18 protein-coding genes are annotated in these 25,094 nt (G+C 72.6%); 10 read left to right on the forward strand and 8 right to left on the reverse strand.

The window, feature by feature from the left end:
- The first annotated feature begins 81 nt into the window (after positions 1–81).
- The gene (locus ABT170_RS07300; RefSeq protein ID WP_329944366.1) at positions 82–702 is read left to right on the forward strand and encodes an SACE_7040 family transcriptional regulator; all 621 of its coding nucleotides are present in this window, start codon (positions 82–84) and stop codon (positions 700–702) included.
- A gap of 189 nt (positions 703–891) precedes the next feature.
- Positions 892–2,109: a DUF418 domain-containing protein gene (locus tag ABT170_RS07305; RefSeq protein ID WP_351864815.1), complete on the forward strand. Its 1,218-nt coding sequence runs from the start codon at positions 892–894 to the stop codon at positions 2,107–2,109.
- A gap of 17 nt (positions 2,110–2,126) precedes the next feature.
- On the opposite strand, the gene ABT170_RS07310 is transcribed toward ABT170_RS07305, so the two are convergent.
- Both ABT170_RS07310 and ABT170_RS07315 read right to left on the reverse strand, forming a co-directional pair.
- Positions 2,127–5,213 carry an acyltransferase family protein gene (locus ABT170_RS07310; RefSeq protein WP_351864818.1) on the reverse strand — a complete coding sequence of 1,029 codons (3,087 nt, stop codon included), beginning with the start codon at positions 5,211–5,213 and terminating at the stop codon, positions 2,127–2,129.
- A gap of 24 nt (positions 5,214–5,237) precedes the next feature.
- Complete coding sequence (locus ABT170_RS07315; RefSeq protein ID WP_351864821.1) at positions 5,238–7,061, reverse strand: glycosyltransferase family 2 protein; 1,824 nt, start codon at positions 7,059–7,061, stop codon at positions 5,238–5,240.
- 476 nt (positions 7,062–7,537) lie between these two features.
- Here ABT170_RS07315 and ABT170_RS07320 point away from each other — a divergent pair, with 476 nt between their 5' ends.
- Complete coding sequence (locus tag ABT170_RS07320; RefSeq protein ID WP_329944370.1) at positions 7,538–8,317, forward strand: phosphatase; 780 nt, start codon at positions 7,538–7,540, stop codon at positions 8,315–8,317.
- A 97-nt stretch (positions 8,318–8,414) separates the two neighbouring features.
- Here ABT170_RS07320 and ABT170_RS07325 read toward each other — a convergent pair whose 3' ends face one another.
- From ABT170_RS07325 to ABT170_RS07335, 3 genes are read right to left on the reverse strand one after another with little or no spacing between them, the layout of a single operon-like run.
- Positions 8,415–9,380: a cation diffusion facilitator family transporter gene (locus ABT170_RS07325; RefSeq protein ID WP_329944371.1), complete on the reverse strand. Its 966-nt coding sequence runs from the start codon at positions 9,378–9,380 to the stop codon at positions 8,415–8,417.
- 38 nt (positions 9,381–9,418) lie between these two features.
- On the reverse strand, positions 9,419–10,294 hold the full coding sequence (locus tag ABT170_RS07330; RefSeq protein WP_351864825.1) for an acyl-CoA thioesterase: 876 nt from the start codon (positions 10,292–10,294) through the stop codon (positions 9,419–9,421).
- A gap of 18 nt (positions 10,295–10,312) precedes the next feature.
- Positions 10,313–11,470, reverse strand: a complete 1,158-nt coding sequence (locus ABT170_RS07335; protein WP_329944373.1) for an acyl-CoA dehydrogenase family protein — start codon at positions 11,468–11,470, stop codon at positions 10,313–10,315.
- Positions 11,471–11,717: 247 nt separating this feature from the next.
- Here ABT170_RS07335 and ABT170_RS07340 point away from each other — a divergent pair, with 247 nt between their 5' ends.
- A complete protein-coding gene (locus ABT170_RS07340) occupies positions 11,718–12,059 on the forward strand; it encodes a DUF5713 family protein (protein ID WP_329944374.1) in 342 nt (113 codons plus the stop codon).
- A gap of 40 nt (positions 12,060–12,099) precedes the next feature.
- Here ABT170_RS07340 and ABT170_RS07345 read toward each other — a convergent pair whose 3' ends face one another.
- Positions 12,100–13,635, reverse strand: coding sequence for a PucR family transcriptional regulator (locus ABT170_RS07345; RefSeq protein WP_351864830.1), 1,536 nt, complete (start codon positions 13,633–13,635; stop codon positions 12,100–12,102).
- A 242-nt stretch (positions 13,636–13,877) separates the two neighbouring features.
- On the opposite strand from ABT170_RS07345, the gene speB reads away from it, so the two are divergent.
- Together speB and ABT170_RS07355 are read left to right on the forward strand one after the other, a co-directional pair.
- On the forward strand, positions 13,878–14,855 hold the full coding sequence (gene speB / locus ABT170_RS07350; protein WP_351864832.1) for an agmatinase: 978 nt from the start codon (positions 13,878–13,880) through the stop codon (positions 14,853–14,855).
- Positions 14,852–16,534, forward strand: coding sequence for a thiamine pyrophosphate-binding protein (locus ABT170_RS07355; RefSeq protein WP_329944377.1), 1,683 nt, complete (start codon positions 14,852–14,854; stop codon positions 16,532–16,534). The genes speB and ABT170_RS07355 overlap by 4 nt, the downstream gene beginning before the upstream one ends.
- A 69-nt stretch (positions 16,535–16,603) precedes the next feature.
- Here the strand turns inward: ABT170_RS07355 and ABT170_RS07360 are convergent, their stop codons facing one another.
- On the reverse strand, positions 16,604–16,969 hold the full coding sequence (locus ABT170_RS07360) for a hypothetical protein (protein WP_351864836.1): 366 nt from the start codon (positions 16,967–16,969) through the stop codon (positions 16,604–16,606).
- Between the two features lie 191 nt (positions 16,970–17,160).
- Here ABT170_RS07360 and ABT170_RS07365 point away from each other — a divergent pair, with 191 nt between their 5' ends.
- From ABT170_RS07365 to ABT170_RS07380, 4 genes are all read left to right on the forward strand, one after another.
- The gene (locus ABT170_RS07365; RefSeq protein ID WP_351864838.1) at positions 17,161–18,111 is read left to right on the forward strand and encodes a serine hydrolase; all 951 of its coding nucleotides are present in this window, start codon (positions 17,161–17,163) and stop codon (positions 18,109–18,111) included.
- 161 nt (positions 18,112–18,272) lie between these two features.
- A complete protein-coding gene (locus ABT170_RS07370; RefSeq protein WP_351864841.1) occupies positions 18,273–21,992 on the forward strand; it encodes an ABC transporter ATP-binding protein in 3,720 nt (1,239 codons plus the stop codon).
- A 195-nt stretch (positions 21,993–22,187) separates the two neighbouring features.
- Positions 22,188–22,598, forward strand: coding sequence for a hypothetical protein (locus ABT170_RS07375; protein ID WP_329944416.1), 411 nt, complete (start codon positions 22,188–22,190; stop codon positions 22,596–22,598).
- Positions 22,599–22,701: 103 nt separating this feature from the next.
- Complete coding sequence (locus ABT170_RS07380) at positions 22,702–24,186, forward strand: S28 family serine protease (RefSeq protein WP_351864844.1); 1,485 nt, start codon at positions 22,702–22,704, stop codon at positions 24,184–24,186.
- A gap of 119 nt (positions 24,187–24,305) precedes the next feature.
- Here ABT170_RS07380 and ABT170_RS07385 read toward each other — a convergent pair whose 3' ends face one another.
- Positions 24,306–24,941, reverse strand: a complete 636-nt coding sequence (locus tag ABT170_RS07385; RefSeq protein WP_329944417.1) for a hypothetical protein — start codon at positions 24,939–24,941, stop codon at positions 24,306–24,308.
- Between the last annotated feature and the right edge of the window lie 153 nt (positions 24,942–25,094).

The following is a 25,094-nucleotide window of genomic DNA, read 5'->3' on the forward strand; positions in this document are numbered from 1 at the left end:
CCGTACCGCGATAGTTAATGAGCGTTAACGCATTGCGTTCAGGTTAACGAGCGCTAACGGCCCTGTCTAGAATGAATCCCCATGAGCACCCATGCCGCCGCCCGCGTCGCGGCTCCGACCCGCCGCGAGCAGATCCTCCGGGAGGCGGCCCGCCTCTTCGCCGAGCGCGGCTTCCACGGCGTCGGCGTCGACGAGATAGGGGCCGCCGTCGGGATCAGCGGCCCCGGTCTGTACCGCCACTTCCCCGGGAAGGACGCGATGCTCGCCGAACTGCTGGTGGGCATCAGCGAGCGCCTGCTGGAGGGCGGCCGGCTCCGTGTGTCGCAGGACGCCGCCGACGGGGACGGCTCCCCCCGGGCCCTGCTCGACGCGCTCATCGAGGGGCACATCGACTTCGCCCTGGACGACCGTCCCCTGATCACCCTCCACGACCGTGAGCTGGACCGGCTGCGCGACACGGACCGCAAGCGGGTGCGCCGGCTCCAGCGCCAGTACGTCGAGGTCTGGGTCGGCGTCGTCCGCGAGCTCTACCCGGACGTGGCCGAGGACGAGGCCCGGGTCACCGTCCACGCCGTCTTCGGCCTGCTGAACTCCACCCCGCACCTGGCCCGCCCCGAGGCCCTTCCCGACCGTGCGGCGACGGCGGCGCTGCTGCACCGGCTGGCACGCGGAGCGTTCGAGGCGGCGGCCGGTTCGCGCTAGCGCGCGGGGCGGCGGCGGGGTCGCGGCGGCGCGGCGGCCTCGGCCGTCTGTTCGCGCCGGCGCGCGGCCGGCGGTCCCCGGCGCCCTCGGCGGGCAACCCCGAGCGGCGCGACCGCGTCTCCCCGCCGGGGGACGAGCGGCACCGCCATGCCCCGGGACGACCGCAGGACGAACGAGGGGACCCGACGGATGGCCGTCACACGATCGCGCCAGGAACCGCCCGCGCCCCTGCGGCAGCGGATCGTGGAGGTCGACGCCCTGCGCGGCTTCGCGCTCTGCGGGATCTTCCTCGCCAACGTCATGGTGATGTCGGGGATCGAGGGCACACGCGGCGGCGGCCCGCTCACCGATGGTGTGCACCACGTCGCGCTGTGGCTGGTCACGATGCTCGTGCACACCAAGTTCTACCTGCTGTTCTCGTTCCTCTTCGGCTACAGCTTCACGCTCCAGCTGACCTCGGCCGAACGCGACGGCGCCCGCTTCGCACCACGGATGCTGCGACGGCTCCTCGGTCTGTTCGTCCTCGGTGTCCTGCACGCCGCCCTGCTCTACCCCGGCGACATCCTCACCACGTACGCCGTGCTCGGCCTGATCCTGTTCGCCGCCCGTGACGCCGGCCCGGCCAGGATGTGGCGCGCCGCCCTCCGGGTGTACGGGGCCGTGGCCGCCCTCTACCTGTTCGCCGCGACGGGCGTCGCGCTGCTGGACCCGGCCGACGAGGGCGAGGCCGCCGAACTCGCCGCGCGGGCCGCCGACCTGACCGCCGCCTACCGGGGCGGCGCGGGCGATGTGCTCCGCGCGAACATCGGGGCCTGGCCGGACATCCTGGTCGGGATGCTCATGATGGGCGGCATGGTCGTCACCGCGTTCCTGGTCGGCTGTGCGGCGGGCAAGCGCCGCCTGCTCACCGGCCTCGTCGGCCGCACCGACCGGCTGCGCCGGATTCTCCTGGCGGGACTCCTCGTGGGCCTGCCCGGCGGGGCGCTCATGGCGGCGGGCACGGTCGGGCCGATGTCCGCCCGCTGGGAGATCCCGATGTTCGTCGTCGGCATGGTGACCGCCCCGGCGCTGACCGCCGCCTACGCCAGCGGCCTGCTGCTCTGGTTCACCACCCCGCGCGGCGCCGCACTCGCCGCCCGGCTCGCCCCGGCGGGCCGGATGGCGCTGACCAACTACCTGACGCAGTCCCTCGCCATGGCCCTGGTCTTCACCGGCTACGGGGCCGCGCTGTACGGCAGGGTGGGCGCGGCCACCGTCCTGGCCGGTGCGCTGCTCTTCTACGTCTGCCAGCTCGCCGTGTCCGCCCGGCTGATGCGGCGCCACCGGCTCGGCCCGGTGGAGTGGCTGCTGCGCGCGATGACGCTGTGGGGCCGGCCCGGACGACGGCCGGCCCGGCCCCACGCGTAGAGCCCGCAGGACAGTCTCTACCGCCCGGCGGCGGCCCCCTCCCGCGCCGAGACGGTGACGCGGTCGACGCGCATCGGGTGGCCCGGCTCGGTGGCCGGGCCCGGAGCCGCCCCGTCCGCGAGCGGGAGCTTGCCGCCGACGGCCACGTTCAGGATCAGGAACACCCCGTGGTCCACCGCCCGCTTCCAGGTACCGGTGTCCATCGAGGCGGCCGTCACCCGGTGGTACGCGCGCCCGTCCAGATACCAGCGGATCTCCTCCGCGCCGGGGGAACGGTCGACCTCGACGGCGTACGAGTGGAACTCCGTACGGCAGCCGGGGCACGGCTGCGGCCCGGACGTCCGGCCCACCGGCTCCTCGCAGGGGCCGCCCACCATGACACCGCAGTGCATGCTGCCGAAGACGGTGTCCCGGCCGTTGACGGACTCCATGATGTCCAGCTCCCCGACGCCCGGCCACCCCGTGTAGCCGTCACGCAGCGGCGCGCCCAGGGTCCAGAAGGCCGGCCAGTAGCCCGCCGCCCCGGCCCCCGTGACATCCGGCAGCGCGATCGACGCCTCGATCCGCAGCACCCCGCCGGGGGGCGGCGCGAAGTCGGAGCGCCGGGTCTCGATGCGGCCCGAACTCCACTTGCCCGCCTTCCTGGTGGGGACGATCTCCAGCGCGCCCCTCCCGTCGAGCCGGACGTTGTCGGCCGAGTCGGTCATGGTCTCGATCTCCCCCGTGCCCCACTGCGGCGCGGGGCAGCCCGGGTAGCAGGTGCCGAGGTCGTACTGCCAGCGCGCGGCGGACGGGCGGCTGCCCGCCGGACCGTCGAAGTCGTCGCGCAGCAGCTCGGTCCAGCCGTCGGCCCCGGGGGCGGCGGGGCCGCTCGGCGCGGGCGTTCCGGACACCCCGGGCACGGGCAGCGCCCCGGCCTCGCCGAGCAGCCGCTCCAGCCGGGGAGCCAGCACGACGGCAGCCGCGTTGGTCAGATGGGCGTCGTCCCGGTAGAGCAGGACCCTGTCCCGTACGGCGGGGCAGTCCGGCCCGTTCCCCGGGCACAGCACGGGGTTCACACTGATGCTCCGTACGCCGGGCAGCGCGCCCGACGCGATCCGCCGGGCCAGCGGATCGGCCGGCACGGCGTCCTTCCTGGCGAACGCGCACGCACCCGGGTCCTCGGGGCTGCCGGAGACACACGCGGGGATGTCCGTACCGGGTACGGGGGTGTCCTCGATGTAGACGATCGGCACCCCGAGCGCGCGCAGCGGCTCCAGTGTCCTGTCCCAGCCGTCCGCGAGGAGTCCGGGGTCGTCGGTGTAGCGGTTGAGCGAGGAGATCACGATGAGCCTGGGCTTGGGCTGCTTCCGCAGCCGCTCCAGCGCGTCCGCCCGCCAGACGTCGCACTCCCGGTAGACACGGCCCAACTGGGGACTGTCCACGGTGAGCCGGGGCAGCGGGCAGCCCTGCTTCACCAACTCCTGGAGCGCCCAGCCGCGTTCGGCGGCCAGCGCGAGCATCGGGGAGAACCACTGCCCGGCGTGCGAGTCGCCGAGCAGCACGATCCGGTCCGGGCTGTCCGTCGCGCCGAACAGGCACTCGGGGCTGCGGGTCACGGCGGGCGCGACCTCGCAGGCGCCGTCCGGCGGGAAGTCCTTCCGCGCCTGTACGGGGTTGGGCACCACGGGCCCGCCGGCGAGCGGCGCACCGGCGTCCCGGGCCAGCAGCGAGGGCCCGGCGGCGGCACCCGGCGGAAGTCCTCGCAGGTCGACCGGGGTGGCCGGGCCCAGCAGCCGGAGCGTCGTGGTGCCCACCACCAGCGCCAGCACGACCGGAAGGATGATCGCCGAGACACCCACCGCCAGCCCGCGCCGGGGCAGTTCGGACACCGTACGGCTGCGGCGCAGCGGCTGCTCGACCCAGCGCAGGGCGGCCAGCGCGGGCAGCGCCGACGCCAGGGTCAGCGCGGTCCGCGCGGGCCAGCCGAGCGCCCCGAACCGGGCTTCGGCCAGCACGAGCACGGGCCAGTGCCACAGATAGAGGTTGTAGGAGAGCCGCCCGACCGCACGCGGTGCGCGCCCCGCCAGCAGCCGTCCCACCCCGTACGGCCCCTCGGCGTGGCGCTCGCCCCGGCCGGGGATCGCGGCCAGGATGACGGCCATCGTGGCCAGGGTCGGCACGAGCGCGGCGTACCCGGGGTACGGGGTGCCCGCGTCGTACGACAGGACGCACCAGACGATCGCCCCGGCTCCGGCCCAGCCGCACAGCAGACGCAGCGGGCGCGGCCCGCGCATCAGGTGCCAGGGCAGCAGGGCGAGCAGTGCCCCGGCCCCGAACTGCCAGACCCGTGAGGGCGTTCCGAGGTACGCCAGTGAGACGGAGGAGCCGGTCCAGTGCAGGGACAGGGCGAACGAGCCGAGCGCCAGTACCGCCGTGACCAGGGCCACGACACCGCGTACCGCCCGTCCCCGGCGGACCGCGCGGGCCGCACCGATCACGATCACCGCCAGCAGCGGGGCCCAGAACAGGTAGAACTGCTCCTCCACCGCGAGGGACCAGAAGTGCAGCAGCGGGCTCTGACCGTGCCCGGCGGCGAGGTAGTCGGTCTGCTGGGAGACGAACCGCCAGTTGGCGACGGACAGCGCCGCCGCCACGACGTCGTACTCCAGGTCGGTCCGCCGCAGCGGTACGGTCAGCCAGGCGCCGGCCACCGCCACGGCGGCGAGCACCACGGCGGCCGAGGGCAGCAGCCGCCGGGCGCGGCGGGAGAAGAAGTCGCCGAGCCGGATCCGGCCGGTGGTGATCGCCTCCCGGACCAGCAGTCCGGTGATCAGGTAGCCGGAGATGACGAAGAAGACGTCCACCCCGACGAACCCGCCGGCCATGCCGGGTATCCCGGCGTGGAAGGCGAGGACCGCGAGCACGGCCACCGCGCGCAGGCCCTCGATGTCGGGCCGGAACGTGGACCGGTGCGGGCTCGGCCCGGATTCGCCGCCGGGGCCGGTGGGACCGGCAGGACCCGCGGGACCGGTGGGGTCGGCGGGGTCGGCGGGGTCGGCGGTGGGAGGTGCACCGGTCGGGACGCCGTTGCGGCGCCGACGCGGGGTCACAGGGAACGGCATGGAGATGATGCCTTTCACGTCAGCTCAGCTCAGCCAGGGGAGCATCGGGTTGACGAGCCCGGAAGCGAGCAGGCCGGTCAGGAGAAGGACGGCGGTGGCGGCGAGGGTCTCGGGCCAGCGCCGGGGGAGCATGCCGGTCCGGACGCGGAGCCGGGTGGCGGCGGGGCCCGCGTTCAGGGCCGGGGGCCGGCTCGCGTTGCGGCCTGCGGCCGGTCGAGCGGCACGGCGGATGTCATGACGGGCGTCATGGCGGATGTCACGGCGCGCGTCATGGCGCGCGGCCCTTCGTGCGTTCCTGCGGGTCGCCCGGTCCGTGGCCTTCGCCGTCGTACGCAACTCGGCCAGCAGGTCCCGGATCAGCGGCACGTTGATCTGGCACTGCACCAGGAGGTACAGCCCCAGGCCCCAGTTGGGCTCCCAGCCGTTGCGGGCGACGGCCAGCGCGAGTCCGGCCGCGGCGGCTCCGTTGGACACGACGAGCCAGCCCAGCGAGACGCCCACCACCCGGCGGGCCATCCCGCCCCGGGTGCCGGTGCCGCGTGCGCCGGTGGGTACCCAGGCGGCGCTGCGCCCCCGCAGGGTGTGCAGGAACGCGGTCGCGGCGGCGACGCTCGTGAGGACGTTGGCGCGGATCACCTCCACCCGCCAGCGGGTCCGGCTGACGCGCGGCAGCAGCACATGCCAGAGCCAGAGCGGAGCGAGGAGCGGCAGTACGTGCCAGGGGCGGATGTGGTCCGGGTACAGGAACATCATGACCAGCGGCGGCAGCGGCGCCGCGAAGGTGTTCACCGCGGTGGCCAGGTAGCCGATGATGCCCTCGTAGAAGCACAGCCGCATCCGCCAGGGCGCCCGCATCCGCCGCAGCACGGGTGTCCCGAGCAGATGCAGGTTCCCCATCGCCCAGCGGTACTGCTGGTTGACGAAGGCGGTGACATGGTCGGGGGAGGTGCCCTTGGCCACCAGCACCGGCACGTACTGGGTGCGGAACCCCCGTTCGTACAGGGCGAGTCCGGTGTACAGGTCCTCGCTGTGGTCGAGCCGGGCGAAGCCGCCCGCCAGGTCGATCGCGCTGCGCCGGTAGACGGCGTTGCTGCCGCAGCAGATGGCGGCGTCGCTCGCGTCGCGCGACGGCTGGATCCAGCGGAAGAACCACTCCTGGGCCGATCCGGCGGCCCGCTGGATCCAGTCCATGCCCTCGTCGGTGTCGAAGCACTGCGGGCTCTGCACGATGCCGACATCGGGATCGGCCAGATACGGGACGAGGTGGCGCAGGAAGTCCGGCCGGGGTGCGAAGTCGGCGTCCAGGATCGCGATGAACTCCGAACTGCTGAGGGTGAGCGCGTGGTTGAGGTTGCCCGCCTTCTTCAGGTGCCCACGGTCGGGCCGGACGACATAGGTGTAGCCGTGCTCGGCGGCGAGCGCGGCGACCTCGGGCCGGTCGGCGTCGTCCAGCACCCAGACGGTCAGTGCCCCGGGCCAGTCCACGGCGGCGACGGCGCGGTAGGCGTTGGCGAGGACGGGCAGCGGCTCCCCGCAGGTCGGCAGATAGAGATCGACGCCCGGCAGCTCGGCGGGCTGCCAGGCGCGCACGAGTACGTCGTGCGACTGCCGGGTCAGCCGGCGCTGGCGAAGGCTGTTCAGCGAGGAGAGGACGAGGGCCACGACATTCAGCCCGAGGACCGCGAGGAACGCCCACAGGGCGGGTGTCCGGAGCGCGAAGGTGAACATCGTCGCCGCCGTGAACACGAAGGCGAGTGAACTGCTGACCAGGACCCAACGGCGCTGTGGGCCGAAGTACCAGTAGAGCTCGTCGTCGGAAGGTGGTTGCGGAAGGTGACACACGCTCATAAAGCCCCCCACGGCTGCGTATGTAGCGGTTTCAGGTGGCCCACCCTAGTAGCAAAGGTATAGACCACTTGACCCGTCAAAGGGGGAACGGGCGGAATCAGACACGGGATTGGCGTGACTCAGGTGGTCCAGACCTCTGTGCGGATCCATTCGAGACGCCGGGCCCGTCCGGACCACGAAGCAGCAGGTCACGCGGGGGTGAACAGCACGGGAAGTCTTCCGCCGGGCCGGGCGCCGGGCCGGACGAGGGACTGACGAGGGACTGACGAGGGGCTGACGCCGGGGTCGGCGAGGGGTTCGACGCGGACCCCGGCGGGTACGGCGAGGGGCCGGCGAGGGGGTGATGGCCGGCCGGCGGCGTGGGCGCGGGGAGGGGCGCCGCGCGTACGACGGGGCACGAAGGGCGTTCCCCCCCCGTGCCGCCCGGTGAGCGGGACACCCGGCGCGATGCGCACACAGGGCGGCACAATGGGTGCATGCCGATACCCAGCCGCGCCGCACTCGTCGACCACCTCGTCCGTACGCGCATCGCAGGTGATGTCGCCACACCCCGCGACAACAACCTCTCCCACTACCGCAAGCTCGCCAACGGCGACCGTCACTACTGGCTGGGCCTGGAGCTCGGCGACCGCTGGGCCGACGAGCAGGACGTCCTCGCCGTCATGGCCGAGCGGTGCGGAGTGAACGACGACCCCGCACACCGGGCGGGCCAGGACACCATCGATCCGGAGCTGACGGTCGACGGCCTGGAGCGGATGGCGGCGCGGCTGCGCAAGGCGGCGGCGGGCTCCGAGCGCGTCCTGTTCGCCACCGGCCACCCCGGCGGTCTGCTGGACGTGCACCGGCAGACGGCGGACGCCCTGCGCCGGGCGGGCTGCGAGATTGTCCGGATTCCGTCCGGGCTGATGGCGGACGAGGGCATGGTCTTCCAGTTCGCGGACGTCGCCGTGCTGGAGCGGGGGGCGACCCTGTGGCACACGCACTCCCCGGCCCCGATGGCGGCCATCCTGGACGCCATGGAGCAGCAGGGCCGGCCGCTGCCCGACCTGGTCGTCGCCGACCACGGCTGGGCGGGCTGCGCGGGGCAGCGCGGGCTCGACTCGATCGGTTACGCGGACTGCAACGACCCGGCCCTGTTCCTCGGCGAGTCCGAGGGCACCCTCCAGGTCACCGTCCCCCTGGACGACCACGTCACCGACCCGCGCTTCTACGACCCGATGACGGACTACCTCCTGGACGCGGCCGGGCTGCTCTGACCGGGCCGGGGGCCGGTCCTGCGACGGGGCGCGAGGGGACGCGACGGGGCGCGACGGACGTGAGGGAGGGCGAGGGGGCGCGAAGGGGGGCGGCGCCTCACCCGGTTCCGCGCGCCCGGCGCGCGGCCCGCTGTTCGGGCCCCGGCGTCGGATCGAGATAGACGCGGTGGATGGACGGAAAGCGTTCCCGCAACTGGGCCTCCGCCTCCTCGCAGGCCCACTCGACCTCCTCGGCGCCGGCCATGTCCCTGAAGTCGATCTTCGCGGCGATCAGGATCTCGTCCGGCCCCTGGATCAGCGTGGTCAGCTCCAGTACGTCCACGATGTGCGGGACCGAGAGCAGTTCCTCGCGGACCCCCGCCCGCATCGCCGCCGGCAGCGGACGGCCGATCAGCAGCTGGGCGTTGGACCGGCCGAGCACCCAGGCCACGTACACGAGCAGCACGCCGATCAGGACGGAGGCGATGCCGTCCCAGACACCGGACCCGGAGAGCTGCCCGCCGAGCAGCCCGCCCGCGGCCAGCAGCAGACCGATCAGCGCCGCCGAGTCCTCCATCACGACAGCCTTGACCGCGGTGTCGGGGGTGTGGCGCAGGTAGTACGCGTCCGGGACGCGCAGCCTCGACGCCTCGCGCCGCACCTGCTTGACGCCGGTGCGCAGGGAGTAGCCCTCCAGCAGGAAGGCGACGCCGAGCACGATGTACGAGACGAGCGGATCGCCGGGCTTCTCGCCCTCGACGAGGGTGTGGATACCGTCGTACAGGGAGAAGACGGCGCCGCCGACGAACGTCGCGATGGAGGCGAGCATCGCCCAGATGTAGCGCTCGGGGCCGTAGCCGAGGGGATGGTCCTCGTCGGCGGGCTTCCCGCTCCGCCGGAGCGCGGTGAGGAGCATGACCTCGGTGACGGTGTCGGCCACCGAGTGCGCGGCCTCGGAGAGCATCGCGCTCGACCCGCTGATCAGCCCCGCGACGGCCTTCGCCACGGCGATGCCGAGATTGGCGACCGCCGCCACGACGACCGTGAACGCGGACTCCCCACCACCGGATTTCTCGTCGCCCATGGTGGGGAGTATGTCCGAATCGACGGACTTCGGCCTGTTCAGTCCCGGGGGACCCGGACCACGCCCTCCTGGATGACGGTGATCGCGAGCTGCCCGTCCTGCGTGTAGATCCGGGCCTGGCCCAGACCGCGCCCGCCGGACGCCGAGGGCGACTCCTGGTCGTACAGCAGCCATTCATCGGCCCGGAAGGGACGGTGGAACCACATCGCGTGGTCCAGGCTGGCGCCCACCACGTCCCCGACCGCCCAGCCGCCGCGCCCGTGGGCGAGCAGCACCGAGTCGAGGAGCGTCATGTCGGAGACGTACGTGGCCATGCAGACGTGCAGCAGCGGGTCGTCCGCGAGCTTGCCGTTCGTCCTGAACCACACCTGGGAGCGGGGATCACGGGGTTCACCGACCGTCCCGAACGGTGGGGCGTCCACGTACCTCAGGTCGACGGCGGCCCGCGCCTCGACCAGCCGGTCCACGACCCCGGGGTCGCTGAACCGGTCCGCGTACCGGGGCAGCATCTCGGCGGCCGTGGGCAGCGTCTCCGGGTCCGACGCGGCCGGCATGCCGGTCTGGTGCTCCAGCCCGTCCTCGTACGTCTGGAAGGACGCGGAGAGATGGAAGATCGGCTGGCCGTGCTGGACGGCGACGACGCGGCGGGTGGTGAAGGACTTGCCGTCGCGGATCCGGTCGACGCTGTACACGATCGGCGCGCCCGGATCCCCCGCGCGCAGGAAGTACGCGTGCAGGGAGTGGGCTCCCCGGTCGGCCGGGACGGTACGGCCCGCGGCGACCAGCGCCTGGGCCGCGACCTGGCCGCCGAAGACACGGGGCACGACCGCGCTGCGGCTCAGGCCGCGGAAGATGTCCCGCTCGATCCGCTCCAGGTCGAGCAGATCGAGCAGGGAGTCCAGTGGTGCGCTCATGAAAGGAACGTGACCGCCCTACAGACCCATGGACTTGGCGATGATCGACTTCATGACCTCGCTGGTGCCGCCGTAGATCCGGTTGACCCGGTTGTCCGCGTACAGGCGGGCGATCGGGTACTCGTTCATGTAGCCGTAGCCGCCGTGGAGCTGGAGGCAGCGGTCGATGACACGGTGCGCCACCTCGGTGCAGAACAGCTTCGCGGAGGCGGCCTCGGCGGGGGTCAGCTCGCCCGCGTCGAGGGCCTCCAGCGCGCGGTCGGCGACGGCCTGGGCGGCGTCGACCTCGGCCTGGCAGGCGGCCAGCTCGAACTTGGTGTTCTGGAACGAGGCGACCGTCTTGCCGAAGACCGTACGGTCCTGGACATAGGCCTGGGCGAAACGGACGGCTGCCGCGGCCTGCGCGTACGCGCCGAAGGCGATGCCCCAGCGCTCGGAGGCCAGGTTGGTGCCGAGGTAGCCGAAGCCCTTGTTCTCCTCGCCGAGCAGGTCCTCGGCCGGGACCTTGACATCGACGAACGCCAGCTCGGCGGTGTCGGACGTGCGCAGGCCGAGCTTGTCGAGCTTGCGGCCGACCGAGTAGCCCTCGGACGTGGTGTCGACGGCGAAGAGGGAGATGCCGAAGCGGCGGTCGTCCTCGCGCGGGGCGGAGGTGCGGGCGCAGACGATCACGCGGTCGGCGTGCACCCCACCGGTGATGAACGTCTTGGCGCCGTTGAGGACGTAGTGCGTGCCGTCCTCGGAGAGCTTGGCGGTGGTCTTCATGCCCGCGACGTCGGAGCCGGTGCCGGGCTCGGTCATCGCGAGCGCCCACATCTCCTCACCGGTGGCGAACTTCGGCAGCCAGCGCTTCTTCTGGTCGTCGGTGGCGAGCATCTTGATGTAGGGCAGACCGAGCAGCGTGTGCACGCCGGAGCCGCCGAAGGAGACACCCGCGCGGGAGGTCTCCTCGTAGATGACGGCCTCGTACTTGTGCGACTCGATGCCCGCGCCGCCGTACTCCTCGTCGACCTCGATGCCGAAGACGCCCAGCTCACCGAGCTTGTGGTAGAACTCGCGCGGCACCTGGCCGGCGGCGAACCACTCGTCGTAGACCGGCACGACCTCGGCCTTGATGAAGGCGCGGATGGTCTCCCGGAACGCCTCGTGGTCCTCGTTGAATACCGTACGGCGCACGGGGTGCCTCCTTGTGAGCTGTCAGCTTCGGCTTCGTCAGCAGGGCTAAGCGCTTGCTCAGCCATTCCTCCTGAAGTTACCCGGCAGTCAAGGTGCCTGTCCAGGGTGATGCTCGGCACGCGCGCACCCCGGCCCGGCGGTGTTGTCAGTGGTGTGGTGCAGGATCGGGGAGTCGGATCTTTCGGCTTTCGGCTTTCGGCTTTCGGCTTTCGGCCTTCGGGCCTTCGGACGGGCAAGGGGGGTCGCCATGGCGATCACGAACGAGCGGGTGGCGCAGTACGCGTTCCTGCTCCCGCTGTACGAGGACGATTACTACCCGGACCACGTGCTCGACAAGGGCAGGGCGATCCTGCTCCACCTGTGCGAGCGGATCGAGGCCGAAAACCCCGCGGACCTCACGGCGTTGTACGCGCTGACCGAGGTCGCGACCGAGGCGTTCAACGACCTGGAGGCGGAGTTCGACGCGGCGGGCAGCGAGATCGAGACCGTGGCGCGCGAGGAGATAGGCGAGGCGTTCTGGTTCATCGCGACGGCGTACGGCTTCGAGGACGCGGACGGCGAGGAGCTGATCGCGGCCCGGGAGTGGTGAGGGGGGCGGGGTCGGCCACCCCGCTCTTCGCGGCCCGGTCTCACGTCCGGCGCAGCGCGAACCACAACTCCGTCCGTACGTCCATGTCGTTCAGATCCATGTCCAGCAACTCCGCGCACCGCCCGACGCGTTGGCGGACGGTGTTGCGGTGGACGGAGAGGGCCACCGCCGTGCGGTCCCAGTTGCCGTGCAGGGACAGCCAGCAGCGCAGGGTGTCGGCCAGGGGTGCGGTGAGCGGGGCGAGGAGGGCGCGGGCGTGGGCGGCGGCGCGGTCCGGGGGGATCAGGGCGGCGAGGCCGGAGGCGGGGGAGCCGATCTCCAGCGGGGTGCGGGTCGCCTCGGCGTGGCCCAGGGCGCGGGCCGCCCGGATGTCGGCGGCGTCGAGGTCCCCCACGGGTACCGGCGCCGACGCGCCGAGCGTCCAGCCCGGCTGCGGGGCGGGAGGGGCGGTGCCGGTGAGCAGGATCCGTACGGCGTCCCCGCCCTTGCCCGCGTCGACCAGGGCGGAGCCGAGGGAGGCGCCGAGGGCCCCGGCGGTGAGCGGGCCGGCGGTGGCGCCGTCCGTGCGGCGGGCGTGCACCACGGTCCAGGGGCCCTCGCCGCCGAGCAGCGGGGTCACCTCCTGCGAAGTCGCGCCCAGCAGCATCCGTACGAGCGCCGCCGAACGGCCCGCCGCGTCGGCGCCCTGGTGAGGGGCGGCCAGCAGGGAGAGCAGGACGACCGCGATCCCGGCCACCGTGTGGTCACCCGTCCCGCGCCGCGGGGTCGCCAGGGCCAGCACCAGGCCCTGGCCGCCTCCGAGCGCGTACGCGGACAACTGCGCCTCGCCGAACGTGTCCGTCGCCGACGCGGGAGCCGGAGCCGCGGGAGCCGGAGCTGTGCGGGCCGGCGGTGCGGGGGCCGGTGACGCCGGACCCGGGGGTGCGGAAGCCGGGGGTGCGGGGGAGGGCGGTTCGCCCGGGGTCACCACCTTCGCCAGCCGCCTCAGCGCCTCCCGTACCTCCGGTGCCGGACGGCTGCCCGCCGCGTGCAGTTCCTCGCCGTCCGCCGTCAGCAGCGCCGCCCGGCCGCCCAGCTGCGCGGCGAGCTGCCGCAGCACCGCGGGCACCGGGTCGGGGCGGGCCGCCGCCGTCGCCAGGGCCTGCTGCGCGCGCGTCACCCGGCGCAGCTCGCGGTGGCGCGCCTCGGACATCAGCCGCCACACCGCCCGCGCGATCGCGGCGAACGGCGTCCCGGGCGGCACCTCGATCAGCGGCAGACCGTGCCGCTCGCACGCCTCGACCAGCGCCCGCGGCACCGTCTCGTGCACCGGCCGCACCCCGAAGCCCAGCGCCGCCGCCCCCGCCTCCACCAGCCGTGCGACATAGCGGTCCGGGTCCGTGAGCAGCACCCCGGCACTCAGCAGCAGCTCACCGCCGAGCAGATACGGGTACGGGTCGGCCATCTCCGAGGTGTGCACCCACAGCAGGTCCGCGTGGACCGGCCCCGCGATCCGGCGCAGCCCGAGCTCCTCCCTCGCCAGGAGCGAGGCCAGGGGGATCGGCGGGGTGGGCGGCCCGGCGGGCAGGTCCGGCATGGACGGTCCATCCAGTCAGCGTGTCAAGAATGGATGAAACGTACACTTCAGCACCGCTGCCCGGCCACCTACCGTCTTCATCACACCCGAACCCGGACCCGTTGTGCGGGAAGGCGCCGCGTACCCCGGCCCCGTGCCCTGTCCCGCACACCCGGCCCCCGCACCCGGAACCACCCCGCACACTGAATAGCGTACGAACGCCCACAAAGCGCGTATCGCCCGAAGGAAAGGCACCCCGACCCATGAGCAGCAACGCAGCGCCGCGCGGCCCCGTCGACTCCTCCCGCGTCCCGCGGTACGCCGGACCCGCGACGTTCGCCCGGCTGCCCCGCCTCGACGAGGTCGGCGCCGCCGATGTCGCCGTCGTCGGCGTGCCCTTCGACAGCGGGGTCTCCTACCGGCCCGGCGCCCGCTTCGGCGGCAACGCGATCCGTGAGGCGTCCCGGCTCCTGCGCCCGTACAACCCGGCCCAGGACGCCTCGCCGTTCGCCCTCGCCCAGGTCGCCGACGCCGGTGACATCGCGGCCAACCCGTTCAACATCAACGAGGCCGTCGAGACGGTCGAGGCCGCCGCCGACGATCTGCTCGGCACCGGCGCCCGGCTGATGACGCTCGGCGGCGACCACACCATCGCGCTGCCCCTGCTGCGGTCCGTCGCGAAGAAGCACGGCCCGGTGGCGCTGCTCCACTTCGACGCCCACCTGGACACCTGGGACACCTACTTCGGCGCCGAGTACACCCACGGCACCCCGTTCCGGCGGGCCGTCGAGGAAGGCATCCTCGACACCTCGGCGCTCTCCCACGTCGGCACCCGCGGCCCGCTGTACGGCAAGCAGGACCTCACCGACGACGAGAAGATGGGCTTCGGCATCGTCACCTCGGCCGATGTCATGCGGCGCGGCGTCGACGAGATCGCCGACCAGCTGCGCCAGCGCATCGGGGACCGGCCGCTCTACATCTCCATCGACATCGACGTCCTGGACCCGGCGCACGCCCCCGGCACCGGCACCCCCGAGGCCGGCGGCCTCACCTCCCGCGAACTGCTGGAGATCCTGCGCGGGCTCGCCTCCTGCCACCTGGTCTCCGCCGACCTGGTCGAGGTCGCGCCCGCGTACGACCACGCCGAGATCACCTCCGTCGCCGCCTCCCACACCGCCTACGAACTGACGACGATCATGTCCCGGCAGATCGCGGCGTCGAAGGGGAAGCAGGCCGAGTGAGCCACGACCACGACGACCGGCCGCGGCTCACCCCCGCCCAGGCCGAGGCCGCCCTCAGCCCCCCGCCGGGACGCACCGGCGGCGATCTCGTCGTCGAATCCCTCCAGGGGCTCGGCGCGACCACCGTCTTCGGGCTGCCCGGCCAGCACGCGCTCGGCATGTTCGACGCGCTGCGCCGCTCCTCCCTCGCGTACGTCGGACTGCGCGTCGAGAACAACGCGGGCTTCGCCGCCGACGCCTACGGCCGGATCACCGGGGAAGTGGCGCCCCTGCTGCTCTCCACCGGACCCGGCGCGCTCACCTCGCTCGCCGCCCTCCAGGAGGCGGCCGCCGCCTCCGCCCCGGTGCTCGCGGTCTCCAGCCAGATCCCGACCGCCGGGCTGGGCGGCGGCCGGCACGGCTATCTGCACGAACTCCGCGATCAGCAGGCGTCGTTCCGCGACATCGTGAAGTCCGTGCACACCGTCCGTTCGGCCTCGCAGATCCCGTCCGCGATCGCCGCCGCCTGGGAGTCCGCGCTGACCGCCCCGCACGGCCCGGTCTGGGTGGAGATCCCGCAGGACGTGCTGCTGGCCGGGACCGTGCTGCCGGTCGTCAGCGCGATGGACGCCACCCCGCGCGAGGTCTACCCGCGCCCCGAACTGACCGTGGCCGCCGCCCATCTCCTGTCGCACGCCGAACGTCCGGCGATCATCGCGGGCGGCGGAGTCGTGCGCTCCGACGCGAGCGGCAAGCTGCGCGCTCTCGCCGAGCGGATCAACGCCCCGGTCGTCACCACGTTCGGCGGCAAGGGCGCCTTCCCGTGGGAACACCCGCTCTCGCTGCGCTCCTGGCTGGAGGACCGGCACACGACGGACTTCCTGGAGTCCGCCGACGTCCTGCTCGTCGTCGGCTCCGGCCTCGGCGAACTGTCCTCGAACTACCACACGTTCAGCCCGCGCGGCCGGGTCATCCAGATCGAGGCCGACGCCGGGAAACTGGAGTCCAACCACCCCGCTCTCGGCATCCACTCCGACGCCCGCGAGGCGCTCGCCGATCTCCTCGAAGCGGTGGCGGAGCGCCCGGACGAGGACGCGGCCGGGCGGGTGCGTACGGTGCTGGGGAAGGTACGGGCCCGGATCGACGCCCAGGACCTCGCCCTGGAGCAGCGGGTCCTCGCCTCCGTGCGCGAGGCACTGCCCGACACGGCCCCCAGTTTCTGGGACATGACGATCCTGGCCTACTGGGCCTGGTCCGCGTTCGACGCCCGCCACCCCAACACCATGCACTCGGCCCAGGGCGCGGGCGGTCTCGGCTACGCCTTCCCGGCGGCCATCGGCGCGGCGGCGGCCGACCCCACGCGGCCGGTGCTCGCGGTCTCCGGCGACGGGGGCGCGATGTACTCCCTCGCCGAACTGGCCACCGCCCGCCAGTACGGCCTGCCCGTCACCTGGCTGATCGTCGACGACGGCGGCTACGGCATCCTGCGCGAGTACATGACGGGAGCCTTCGGCGAGGCTCACGCGACGGAACTGGCCCGCCCGGACTTCGTCGCCCTGGCCGAGTCGTTCGGCGTCCCCGCCGTCCGTACGACGCCGGAGTCACTGACCGCCGACCTGGCGAAGGCCCTGGCCGACCCGGGCCCGTCGGTCGTGGTGCTTCCGGCCCTGCTGCGGATGTTCGAGCCGACGCACCGGTAGCCGGGCGGGACCGCCGCCCCGGGGGCCCCGGGGCGGCGGAGACCCCGGGCAGCGGGGCGGCAGCGCCCGTCACAGGGCCTTGAGCGCCTTCTCGATCTCGGCCGCCTGCTGGTCGCGTCCCTCCCCGAACCGTTCCCGCTTCTCGTCCGTCCGCAGGTCGCCCGGCAGCTCCTTCGACTCCGGAAGCAGGTCGGGGAGCATCCGGAAGACGGCCGCCGCCGCTGTACCGTTCCCCCGGTTCCTCGCGTCGAGCAGATACTTGCCGGCCTTCTCCAGGTGCTCGGTCAGATGCTTCCGGGGCTCCGTGGCGATCTGCCGGGCCGGGCCGGGGCTCCCCAGCGAGTGATGCGGGCCCGAGCTGAGCTTCTGCAACTCGGCGAGCGCGGCGTACAGCCTGCCGCAGCGGTGCGCCTCGGTGAGCTGATCGGTGGTCATGGTCTCTCCGCCCTGGGATCTGTCCGTTCCGTGCCGGGCCCGTGCGATTCCGGCCGTCCTCCACTACCCGGCCCGCCCCGTTCCGGAACACCGCACGGTGCCACGTACAACTATTCGGCCGGTCGGCAGTCGTCTGTTCTGGGTGTGCCGGGGGGCGCATCCGTACGTATCACGCAGGGACGGGAACTCTCATGACCATGCATCGCAGCCGGATGTCCCGGGGCATACTCTCCGCCACGCTCGCCACCGCCGTACTCGTGCCGCTGGCCGCCGCCACGCCCGCCGTGGCCGCCGCGCCCAAGGTGAGCTGCACCTCCGACAGGACACGGGTGGCCGTCAAGCTGACCAGGGACATCACCGCCGCGCTCAAGGGGCGCCGGTCGACGGCGGCCGTGGCGCTCCACGACCGGACGACGAACACGACCTGCACCCTGCGCGGCACGCAGGCGTACGACTCCGCGAGCGTCGTGAAGGCGACCGTCCTGGCGGCGCTGCTCCGGGACAGCCAGAAGAAGAACCGCTCGCTGACCGAGCGCGAGAAGAACCTCGCCACCGCCATGATCACCAAGTCGGACAACGCCGCGACCAGCGCCCTGTGGAAGCAGCTCGGAGCCGGGAAGGTCAAGGCGTTCCTGAAGGCGGCCGGGATGACCCGTACCGTGCCCGGCTCCGGCACCTACTGGGGCCTGACCCGGATCACCGCGCAGGACGAGCTGCGGCTGCTGACGCTGCTGACCGCCAAGAACGAGGTCCTCACCGACGCCTCCCGCGCCTATGAGCTCGGCCTGATGCGCAAGGTCGTCGCCGCGCAGCGCTGGGGCACCCCCGCCGGGGCCCCGTCCGGGGCGAACGTCCAGGTCAAGAACGGCTGGCTGCCGCGCGCCACGCACGGCTGGCGGGTGCACAGCATCGGCGCCTTCACCGGGAAGGGGCACGACTACGCCCTCACCGTGCTCACCCACGACAACAAGACGATGAACGACGGCATCAACACCATCCAGGCCGTCGCCCGCGTCGTCCACCGCGATCTGAACCCGACCACCAGGTCCTGGCAGCCCTCGACCCTGCCCGTCGCCCCGCAGGAAGCCGTCCCGGCCGTCCCCGGCACACCGGGCGTGCCGATGCTCACGGCGAAGCGGTAGCACCCGGAGCCCTCGCACCCGGAGCCGAAGGTCCTACGACCTGACACGTTCGGCCTCGGTCGCTGGTCCCCCTTTTGTTGCGGCGGGATGAAATCCACTGCTCGCGGCGTTGGTGCCTTGCGGTAGAGCAGGTGGAGCACGGGGTCGAACGGGAGGCACGGGTGACGGGCGCAGAGCAACAGGGGTGGGGCCGGCGGCTGACCGGGTACGCATGGCGGTACCGGCGCAACGTCGTGCTGGCGCTCGGCTCCTCGCTCGCCGGAATGGCCGTGATGGCGCTCGTCCCGCTGATCACCAAGGTGATCATCGACGACGTCGTCACGGACCACACCCGCTCCCTCGCCGTCTGGACCGGGCTCCTCATAGGCGCGGCGGTGCTCGTCTACATCGCCACCTACATCCGTCGCTACTACGGCGGACGCCTCGCCCTCGACGTCCAGCACGACCTGCGTACGGAGATGTACGCGACGATCACCCGCCTCGACGGGAAACGCCAGGACGAACTGTCCACCGGCCAGGTCGTCGGGCGCGCCACCAGCGATCTGCAACTGATCCAGGGCCTGCTCTTCATGCTCCCGATGACCATCGGGAACATCCTGCTCTTCCTCATCTCCCTGGTGATCATGGCGTGGCTGTCGCCGCTGCTGACCCTCGTCGCCCTCGCCGTCGCCCCCGCCCTCTGGTTCATCGCCCAGCGCTCCCGGAACCGCCTCTTCCCCGCCACCTGGTACGCCCAGAGCCAGGCCGCCGCCGTCGCCGGAGTCGTCGACGGCGCCGTCTCCGGAGTCCGGGTCGTCAAGGGGTTCGGGCAGGAGGACCAGGAGACCGGAAAACTCCGCGAGGTCGGGCGCAGGCTCTTCGCCGGCCGGCTGCGGACCATCCGGCTGAATTCGCGCTACACCCCCGCCCTCCAGGCCGTGCCCGCGCTCGGCCAGGTCGCGATGCTGGCCCTCGGCGGCTGGCTGGCGACGAAGGGCGAGATCACCCTCGGTACGTTCGTCGCCTTCTCCACCTACCTCGCCCAGCTCATCGGCCCGGTCCGGATGCTCGCCATGGTCCTCACCGTCGGCCAGCAGGCGCGGGCCGGCGTGGAGCGTGTCCTGGAGCTGATCGACACCGAGCCGACGATGCGGGACGGCACGAAGGAGCTGCCGGCCGACGCCCCGGCCGGCGTCGAGTTCGACGACGTGAGCTTCGGCTACGACGAGGAGAACCCCGTCCTCGACGGCTTCTCGCTCACCATCGAGCCCGGCGAGACCGTCGCCCTCGTCGGTGCCTCCGGCAGCGGCAAGTCCACCGTCTCCCTGCTGCTGCCCCGCTTCTACGACGTGACGCACGGCGCCGTCCTGGTCGGCGGCCACGACGTCCGCGAGCTGACCCAGGCCTCGCTCCGGGCCGCCATGGGCCTCGTGCCGGAGGACAGCTTCCTGTTCTCCGACACCATCCGCGCCAACATCGCCTACGGCTACCCCGACGCCACCCAGGAGCAGATCGAGCAGGCCGCCCGCGCCGCCCAGGCCGACCGGTTCATCGCGCAGCTGCCCCTCGGCTACGACACCAAGGTCGGCGAGCACGGGCTCACCCTCTCCGGCGGCCAGCGCCAGCGCGTCGCGCTCGCCCGCGCCATCCTCACCGACCCCCGGCTGCTGCTCCTCGACGACGCGACCTCCGCCGTCGACGCCCGGGTCGAGCACGAGATCCACGAGGCGCTCAAGCAGGTGATGGAGGGCCGCACCACCCTGCTGATCGCCCACCGCCGCTCCACCCTCGGCCTCGCCGACCGCATCGGCGTCCTCGACGGCGGACGGCTCGCCGACATCGGCACGCACGAGGAGCTGGAACAGCGCTCCGCCCTCTACCGGCGGCTGCTCACCGACCCGGACGAGCTGGGCGGCACCTCACCCGGCCATCTGCCCGTGGACCCCGGCACGGCGCCCGAGGACGACCGCGCGCTCCTGGAGGAGCTGGACGCGGAATTCGACGCCGAGCGGGGCATCACGCCCGACCTCTGGATACGCAAGGAGGAGACCCCCGCCGCCGGGACGGCCGGAATGCCCGCCACTCCCGAACTCCTCGCCCAGGTCGACGCGCTGCCGCCCGCGACGGACACCCCCGACATCGACGAGGCGCGCGCCGTGCAGCCGGAGCGGTCCTACGGGCTGCGCCGCCTGCTGCGCGGCTTCGGCCTGCCGCTGCTGGTCAGCCTGGCGCTCGTCGCCGTCGACGCGGGCATGGGGCTGCTGCTGCCCGTACTGATCCGGCACGGCATCGACGAGGGCGTCAACCGGCTCGCGCTCGGCGCGGTGTGGGCGGCCTCCGCGATCGCCCTGCTCGTCGTGGTCGTCCAGTGGGCGGCCCAGGTCGGCGAGACCCGGATGACGGGCCGCACCGGCGAGCGGGTGCTCTACTCCCTGCGCCTGAAGATCTTCGCGCAGCTCCAGCGGCTCGGCCTCGACTACTACGAGCGCGAACTGACCGGCAAGATCATGACCCGGATGACGACGGACGTGGACGCGCTGTCCACCTTCCTCCAGACCGGTCTGGTCACCGCGTTCGTCTCGGTGGTCACCTTCTTCGGCATCATGGTCGCCCTGCTCGTCCTCGACATCCAGCTGGCCCTGGTCGTCTTCGCGACGCTGCCGGTGCTGATCATCGGGACGTTCTTCTTCCGCCGCAAGAGCGTCCAGGCGTACGAGCTGGCCCGTGAGCGCATCAGCGCGGTCAACGGCGACCTCCAGGAGTCCGTCTCCGGGCTGCGGATCGTGCAGGCGTTCGGCCGCGAGAAGGACGGTGCGCGGCGCTACGCCGACCGCAGCGACCACTACCGCGAGGCCCGGGTGCGCGGCCAGTGGCTGATCTCCGTCTACTTCCCGTTCGTCCAGCTGCTGTCCTCGGTCGCCGCTGCCGCCGTGCTGATCGTCGGCGCGGGCCGGGTCGACAACGGCACCCTGACCACCGGTGCCCTGGTCGCGTACCTGCTCTACATCGACCTGTTCTTCGCCCCCGTGCAGCAGCTCTCCCAGGTCTTCGACGGCTACCAGCAGGCCACCGTCTCCCTCGGCCGCATCCAGGAACTGCTCCAGGAGCCCACCTCGACCGCCGACCCCGACGAGCCGATGGACGTGCTGTCGCTGCGCGGCGAGATCGCGTTCGAGGACGTGTCCTTCGCGTACGGCGGCGAGGAAGAGGCCCTGACCGGCATCGACCTGCACATACCGGCGGGCCAGACGGTGGCCTTCGTCGGGGAGACGGGGGCGGGCAAGTCCACCCTCGTCAAGCTCGTCGCCCGGTTCTACGACCCCACGGGCGGCCGGGTCACCGCCGACGGCACCGATCTGCGCAAGCTCGACATGACCGCCTACCGGCACCGCCTCGGTGTCGTACCGCAGGAGGCCTACCTCTTCGCCGGTACGGTCCGCGACGCCATCGCCTACGGTCTGCCCGACGCCACCGACGCGCAGGTGGAGGCGGCGGCCAGGGCGGTCGGCGCGCACGACATGATCGCCACCCTGGACGGCGGCTATCTGCACGAGGTCGCCGAGCGGGGCCGCAACCTCTCGGCCGGCCAGCGCCAGCTCATCGCGCTCGCCCGCGCCGAGCTGGTCGACCCGGACGTCCTGCTGCTCGACGAGGCCACCGCGGCCCTGGACCTCGCCACCGAGGCCCTGGTCAACCAGGCCACCGACCGGCTCACCGGCCGCCGCACCACGCTGGTGGTGGCCCACCGGCTGACCACGGCCGCCCGCGCCGACCGGGTCGTGGTGATGGACCACGGCCGGGTCGTCGAGGACGGCACGCACGACGAGCTGCTGGCCCGGGACGGGCGGTACGCCCGGCTCTGGCGCACCTTCATCGGCGAGGACGAGCCGGCGGGGGTCTGAGGGCCGGGTCCGCCCCGGTGTCCGTGGCGGCGCCGGGGCTCCGGACGGCCGCACCCGTGCCGTCCGGACGCAACCTTCGGGCCGCCTCCGGCGTCGTAGGCAAGTACGTGCACCTGTCGGGTGTGGACGCACATGTTCGATGGGGTGGTGAGACCGCTGAACACGCTGAAGCCGTCACGACGGGCGAACGGGCCGATGCCGGTGCCGGTGACCATGCCGGTGTCCGTACGTCCGCTGCTGGGGCGTCTGCTCGTCCTGCCGCTGATCGCCGCGGTGGGCCTGGTGCTCGGTATGCCGACGGCCCCCGCCGCCCACGCCGCGACGTCCTGCACCGGACGCCCGGCGAAGACGGTGGCCTTCGCCACCGGGGAGCTGCGCGTCTACAAGAGCCGCGCCTACGCCTGTGCCGTGACCGTCGCCAACAAACCGGGCAAGCGGCGGGCGATGAGCGTCTCGCTCCAGCCGCGCGGCGGCCGGGCGGTGTCGGACAGCGGCAAATACACCAAGCTGGCCGGTCCGGTGACGGTCCATGCGCTCAACCGCTGCGTGCGGGCGTCCGGCTCCATCGGGGGAGCGTCGGCCTCCACCGGATGGATCCTCTGCTGACGTTCCGGGGGGCCTCGTGAAGTATGTGGTCAATCGGGTCTGGCGTGGCGCGTGTTGCCCCGGCTAGGTTCACGGCGAATGTCGTGAAACTACGGGAGGGTGCATGCGCAAGGCGCTCAGAGGGTTTCTGTCGCTCGCGGTGCTCATAGGCACAGTGAGTGCGACGGGGGCCTCGGCCGGTGCGGCCACCGCCGCGGAACCGTCCGCGAACCAGGGCAGCGGTGCTGCCGGAAGCAGTGAGTCCAGCACCGAGGACATCAAGGACCGCATCCTGGCCATCCCGGGAATGAGTCTGATCCAGGAGAAGCCGTACCCCGGTTACCGCTTCTTCGTCCTCAACTACACCCAGCCGGTCGACCACCGGCACCCGTCCAAGGGCACGTTCCAGCAGCGCATCACCCTGCTGCACAAGGACACGTCCCGCCCGACGGTCTTCTTCACCAGCGGCTACAACGTCTCGACGAACCCGAGCCGCAGCGAGCCGACGCAGATCATCGACGGCAACCAGGTCTCCCTGGAGTACCGCTTCTTCACCCCGTCGCGCCCGGCGCCCGCCGACTGGTCCAAGCTCGACATCTGGCAGGCCGCCAGCGACCAGCACCGCGTGTTCAAGGCCCTGAAGAAGCTCTACAGCAAGAACTGGCTGACCACCGGTGGCTCCAAGGGCGGCATGACCGCCACGTACTTCGAGCGTTTCTACCCGAAGGACATGGACGGCGTCGTCGCATACGTCGCGCCGAACGACGTGGTGAACAAGGAGGACTCGGCGTACGACCGGTTCCTGGCGAACGTCGGCACCAAGGAGTGCCGCGACAAGCTGGGCGCGGTGCAGCGCGAGGCGCTGATCCGCCGGGTGCCGCTGGAGAAGAAGTACAAGGAGTACGCCGACGCGAACGGCCTCACCTTCAACACCGTCGGTTCGCTCGACCGCGCCTACGAGGCCGTCGTCATGGACTACGTCTGGGCGTTCTGGCAGTACAGCATGGTCGCCGACTGCGCGGACATCCCGGCCGACGCCAAGAACGCCACCGACCAGGCGATCTGGGACTCGATCGACGGCATCTCCGGCTTCTCCGCCTACGCGGACGACGGCCTGGAGACGTACACGCCGTACTACTACCAGGCGGGCACCCAGCTCGGCTCGCCCGACATCAAGCAGCCGTGGCTCGGCAACCTGAGCCGCTACGGCTACCAGCCGCCCCGCAACTTCGTACCGCGCTCGATCCCGATGAAGTTCCAGCCGTCGGTGATGCGGGACGTGGACAACTGGGTGAAGCACAACGCCAAGCGGATGATGTACGTCTACGGGCAGAACGACCCGTGGGGTGCGGAGCCCTTCCGCCTCGGCCACGGCGCCCGTGACAGCTACGTCTACACGGTGCCGGGCGGCAACCACGGCTCCAAGGTCTCCGGTCTCGTCGCCGACGAGAAGGCGAAGGCCACGGCCGCCATCCTGCGCTGGGCGGGGGTCGCCCCGGCGGCCGTCGAGGCGGACCCGGCGAAGGCGAAGCCGCTCGCGAAGTTCGACGCGAAGCTGGACCAGCGCAACGGTGAGGTCGAGCGCGGCGAGGGAACCCTCCGCCCGTAACACCCGCCGATCACCCGAGCGGTGGGCCGCGCCCGCCGGTTCCGCACCTCGGAGCCGACGGGTACGGCCCACGGCTCGGACGGGTACGGCCCACGGCTCCGGCGGGTACGGCCCACGGCTCAGAGCCGGCGGGCGCAGCCCACGGCCCGCTCGCCGCTCAGGGCGACGAAGAGATCGGTGGTGTCCGGGCACCGCTCGCGCCGCTCCTCGGCCGATGTGACCGTGAACTGCGGTGCCCGGCCGCCCGAACCGTCACAGGCGGTCTCCTTCACGGGGCCCTTGTGCCTGCCCGTGTCCGCGCCCCCGCCCTTGCGCTTGTCCCCGGGGGAGTGGCGGACGCAGTCCCCGACGACCGTCAGCGGTCCGCCGCCCTGCCCCGGGTCGCCCGGATGCGGGGGCTCCAGATTGCGCATGCAGGCGTAGCCCTTGGTGAGGCGGCTCTGTGCGCCGTCCCCGCTCTCCGAGATGTGCAGGACGAAGTCGGTCGTGGGCGGGCAGGGCGGGCCCGTCCTCGACGCGCCGAGGTGCCGTGCCAGCACCCGCGCCAGGGCCTTCTCGCTGCGGCAGGACACCTCTCGCACCTCGGCCCCGCGCGAACTGCAGTCGGCGGGCCCGAGGAACACCACCCCGTACGCCGTCGGCGCGGCGGCGCGCCCGGACGGCGCGGAGACGCCGACGGAGCCGCCGGGCTGGCGGCAGGCGGTCAGCGAGAACGCGGCGGCGGCCACCGGCACCAGCAGCAGCGCACGTACCATCCGCACCGCCGGCCACGCTCGTACAACTGGCATGTGAATACCCCCGATACGTCCGTCGTCAAGACGTACACCCGGCGTGGTCCGCCGGAGCGGAAACACGCCGGGTGCCCGGGGCACCGCACCCCGGCCGGGGCGGTGTTCGGTGGTGTGCGG

The sequence above is a fragment of the Streptomyces sp. NPDC001787 genome (assembly GCF_040297465.1).
In the GTDB taxonomy this organism is placed as follows: domain Bacteria; phylum Actinomycetota; class Actinomycetes; order Streptomycetales; family Streptomycetaceae; genus Streptomyces.